Source organism: Herbaspirillum lusitanum P6-12, assembly GCF_000256565.1.
In the GTDB taxonomy this organism is placed as follows: domain Bacteria; phylum Pseudomonadota; class Gammaproteobacteria; order Burkholderiales; family Burkholderiaceae_D; genus Herbaspirillum; species Herbaspirillum lusitanum.
Map to the genome: position 1 here is coordinate 1 of NZ_AJHH01000516.1, position 3280 is coordinate 3280.

The 3280-nt window shown below is 52.6% G+C and carries 3 protein-coding genes; all 3 read left to right on the forward strand.

The features are described from left to right. Window positions 1-22 precede the first annotated feature (22 nt). The 3 genes from HLUSI_RS0117290 to HLUSI_RS0117300 all read left to right on the forward strand — a co-directional run bounded on the left by HLUSI_RS0117290 (window position 23) and on the right by HLUSI_RS0117300 (window position 3156). Entirely contained in the window at window positions 23-889 is an 867-nt protein-coding gene (locus HLUSI_RS0117290) for a LysR family transcriptional regulator (RefSeq protein ID WP_029363666.1), read from the forward strand. A gap of 227 nt (window positions 890-1116) precedes the next feature. Beyond that, the gene (locus tag HLUSI_RS0117295; protein WP_016835158.1) at window positions 1117-2100 is read left to right on the forward strand and encodes a DUF1852 domain-containing protein; all 984 of its coding nucleotides are present in this window, start codon (window positions 1117-1119) and stop codon (window positions 2098-2100) included. Window positions 2101-2127: 27 nt separating this feature from the next. Further along, window positions 2128-3156 (forward strand): methionine synthase, encoded by a 1029-nt coding sequence (locus HLUSI_RS0117300; protein WP_029363667.1) that lies wholly within the window; start codon window positions 2128-2130, stop codon window positions 3154-3156. Window positions 3157-3280: the final 124 nt, after the last annotated feature.

The following is a 3280-nucleotide window of genomic DNA, read 5'->3' on the forward strand; positions in this document are numbered from 1 at the left end:
TTCCGCGAGCAAATCAACATCCATCGTACAAGAGGTGGAAAAGCAAGGTTCGCTGACCGCAGCCGCTGGCGTGCTGCACGTGACGCAGTCGGCTTTAAGCCACAGCATGAAAAAGCTGGAACAGCAGCTGGGCACCGACATCTGGCTGCGCGAAGGCCGCAGCCTGCGCCTGACCCAGGCCGGGCAGTATCTGCTGGCGGTGGCCAACCGGGTGCTGCCGCAGCTCAATCTGGCGGAAGAACGTTTGCAGCAGTTTGCCCAGGGTGAGCGAGGCGCGCTGCGCATCGGCATGGAATGCCATCCTTGTTACCAATGGTTATTGAAAGTCGTGTCGCCCTATCTGGCCGCGTGGCCGGATGTGGATGTGGACGTCAAACAGAAATTCCAGTTCGGCGGCATCGGCGCGCTGTTCGGCTACGAGATCGACCTGCTGGTCACGCCCGATCCGCTGGACAAGCCGGGTCTCGTATTCGAGCCGGTGTTCGACTACGAACAAGTCCTCGTCGTTGCCGGCGGCCACAAACTGGCCAAAGAGGAATACGTCAAGCCCAAGCAACTGAGCAATGAAGTTCTGGTGACCTACCCGGTGCCGGTCGACCGCCTGGATATCTACAGCATGTTCTTGACGCCGGCCGGAATCACGCCCAAACGTCATAAGCCGATCGAGACCACCGACATCATGCTGCAGATGGTCGCCAGCGGCCGCGGCGTGGCTGCGCTGCCGCGCTGGCTGGTGCTCGAATACGCGGACAAAATGGATGTAGTGCCGGTCCGGCTGGGCAAGAACGGCATTGCCAAACACATCTTTCTGGGTGCACGCGAGACCGACGTGAGCATCGATTACCTGCGTGCATTTATCGAACAAGCCAAAGGACCTGCGACGGCTTGATGCTTCGCGGCAGCGGGATCAATGCAACGATTGCGGTGTACGCGCGGCCTGCCGTCCGAGGCATGTCCCAGATCGCCATGACACAAGCCCTTGGAATCAATATATGAGTATTAATAATGGTTTTATGAGATAAATTCACTTTTATTCATGGATAGCTCAACATAAGATTCGTCTTGATGAAGAAATAAACGCAGGTTTTATCTCAGAAATTAAGGCGCAAGATCACCATGAGTAAAGAATTCACATTTGCCATCAAGAGCATCAGCTTTGATGAAGACTATCGTCCCTCGGACACTACGCGCATTACTACCAACTTTGCCAATCTGGCGCGAGGGCAGAGTCGCCAGGAGAACCTGCGCAACACCTTCAGCATGATCGACAATCGTTTCAATGCCTTGGCGCATTGGGACAATCCCAAAGGCGACCGTTATACCGTCGCACTTGAAATCATTTCCGTCGAGATGAATATCGATGGCGAGAGCAGCGGCAATGCTCTTCCTTTGATTGAAATATTGAAGACCAACATTCTCGACCGAAAAACCGGCGAACGCATTGAGGGCATCGCAGGTAATAATTTCTCGTCTTACGTGCGCGACTACGATTTCAGCGTGCTACTGCTGGAGCACAATAAAAATCGGCCCGAATTCAGCGCTCCGGATAATTTTGGCGAGCTGCATGGAAAGCTGTTCAAGTGCTTCGTGAATTCAGACACGTACAAAGATCATTTCAAGAAACCACCCGTCATCTGTCTGAGTGTGTCGAGCAGCAAGACTTATCATCGGACTGAAAATCAGCACCCTGTATTGGGTGTTGAATATCAGCAAAATGAATATTCTCCGACCGATGAATATTTCAAAAAAATGGGCATGAAGGTTCGCTACTTCATGCCGCCGAACAGCGCCGCGCCTTTGGCTTTTTATTTTTCGGGCGATCTGCTGGGTGACTACACCAATCTTGAGCTGATCGGCACCATCAGTACGATGGACACCTTCCAGAAGATTTACCGCCCTGAGATCTACAACGCGAATTCTGCGGCGGGAAAATCCTATCAGCCAAGCCTGAAGCACCAGGATTATTCATTAACCAGGATTGTTTACGATCGAGAAGAACGTAGCCGGCTGGCGATAGAGCAGGGCAGGTTTGTCGAAGAAAATTTCATCAAACCGTACCACGCGATTCTTGAGCAATGGTCCGCCAATAACCCTCTTTGATTAATCAAAAATATCAGGTCACCTATCATGAAACAATTGTTACCCACTTCAACTGCCGGCAGCCTGCCTAAACCTTCCTGGCTTGCAGAACCCGAGAAGCTCTGGTCGCCCTGGAAACTGCAAGATGAGGGATTGAGCGAGGGCAAGCAAGACGCCTTGCGTCTGTCGCTGCAGGAACAGCAACATGCAGGCATCGACATCGTCAGTGATGGCGAACAGACGCGTCAACATTTCGTGACGACGTTTATCGAGCACCTGGACGGCGTTGATTTTGAGAACCGCAAGACCGTCAGAATTCGCGATCGCTATGATGCGAGCGTGCCGACGGTCGTGGGCGCCGTGGCTCGCCGGAAGCCGGTGTTTGTCGAAGACGCCAGGTTCTTGCGTCAGCAGACCACGCAGCCGATCAAATGGGCTCTGCCAGGCCCCATGACGATGATCGACACGCTTTATGACGACCATTACAAAAGCCGTGAAAAGCTGGCTTGGGAATTTGCCAAAATCCTCAATCAGGAAGCCCGGGAGCTGGAAGCCGCCGGTGTTGACATCATCCAGTTTGATGAGCCTGCATTCAATGTCTTCTTTGATGAGGTGAATGAATGGGGCGTCGCTACGCTGGAACGGGCCATTGAAGGACTGAAGTGTGAAACTGCTGTCCATATTTGCTATGGCTATGGCATCAAGGCCAATACAGATTGGAAAAAGACGCTGGGCTCCGAGTGGCGACAATATGAAGAAGCTTTTCCCAAGTTGCAAAAGGCCAGCATCGATATCGTCTCGCTGGAATGCCACAACTCTCATGTTCCAATGGATCTGATCGAGCTCATTCGCGGAAAAAAAGTGATGGTTGGCGCCATTGACGTGGCAAACCATACGATTGAAACGCCAGAAGAAGTCGCCAATACATTACGCAAAGCACTTCAGTTTGTCGATGCCGACAAGCTCTATCCTTGCACCAACTGCGGCATGGCGCCCTTGCCCCGAGGAGTCGCAAGAGGCAAGCTGAACGCCTTAAGTGCCGGTGCAGAAATCATCCGCAGAGAACTCTCGAACTAATCCTGAGGTGGAAAATGGTCGTCGTGCGCTGCTCGCGACGACCAGATGCAAAAAATTGGATGGACGATTCGGTCGGTTCTGATCGATGGGTCCTTTCAACATTGGCAAAGGCTGACGTCAAAAA